Source organism: Faecalibacterium sp. An192, from assembly GCF_002160175.1.
GTDB lineage: Bacteria > Bacillota > Clostridia > Oscillospirales > Ruminococcaceae > Faecalibacterium.
The window spans coordinates 1-914 of the sequence record NZ_NFKB01000137.1; the positions used below are offsets into that span (position 1 = coordinate 1).

A 914-nucleotide genomic window follows, 5' to 3' on the forward strand; every position below is an offset into this window, starting at 1 on the left:
TTCGAGTGCCCGAGCCGGGCTCTCGGATTAGAATGCGCTCTGCATCCAGTTCCTCTACAGCCACCGTTCTGCCTGCAAAATGATGATCTGGCGAACATACTCCGAAAAAGGGTTCCTTTCGGTATAAAGTTGCATCGTACCGGCTGCGATCGAAAAAACCTTCCAACAGCACGAAATCCAGCCGACCGGACTCCAAAGACCGCAGCAGCGTCTGGGTATTATCTACCGTTAGAGAGAAATTAGCCTCGGGATGTTCCTGCAAAAAGCGTTTCACCTGAGGCGCAATCACGAACTCTCCAATGGTTTTGGAGGCTCCTACCCGCAGAGAGACCGGAGAAGGGGATTTCATGGCTTCTTCTGCCTTGCGGCTGTTGTAAGCCAGGGAACGGGTATACTCAAGCAGCTTCAGACCCGCTTCTGTCAGCCGCAGGATTTTGCCCTCATAGATAAAGAGCCGGCAGCCATAGTGATCTTCCAGGTAGTGAATGTGGTGGGTTACTGCGGGCTGAGTGAGGCAAAGCCGCTCCGCAGCACGGGTATAATTCATGGTCTCACACAAGACAAGAAATGTGTTCCATCGAGGAGCCAGCATAACATATCACCTATTACGTGGGTTTATAACTGTATAACAATTCTGCATTTTATTTTATCAATGATTGGCGCTATAATCAAGGTGTAAACATCAATGATCTGAGCGCACTGCAGCATGTTCTCCGGGAGAATGTTCGGCGAATGGCCGGATTTGTACCCACGGCAGAGCCAGCGGAAACAGATCATAAAATGGTTTTGTGCTGTTGGTTTGTTTTTGACGGTAACATGGAAAGGAAGCGTATGACTATGTACGATATCATCATCATCGGAGCAGGCCCTGCGGGTATCAGCGCAGGCATTTACGCAGTTAGTCGTGGAAAGCG

General features: G+C 49.8%; 1 protein-coding gene and 1 pseudogene. One reads left to right on the forward strand and one right to left on the reverse strand.

The genetic code is table 11. The annotated features are described in order from the left end of the window. Positions 1 to 547 (reverse strand): LysR family transcriptional regulator (locus B5F27_RS16290; RefSeq protein WP_242962226.1); only part of this gene is annotated, 547 nt, incomplete at its 3' end. 185 nt (positions 548 to 732) lie between these two features. On the opposite strand from B5F27_RS16290, the pseudogene B5F27_RS17080 reads away from it, so the two are divergent. After that, positions 733 to 914: pseudogene (locus tag B5F27_RS17080) on the forward strand (NAD(P)/FAD-dependent oxidoreductase); the annotation flags it as partial.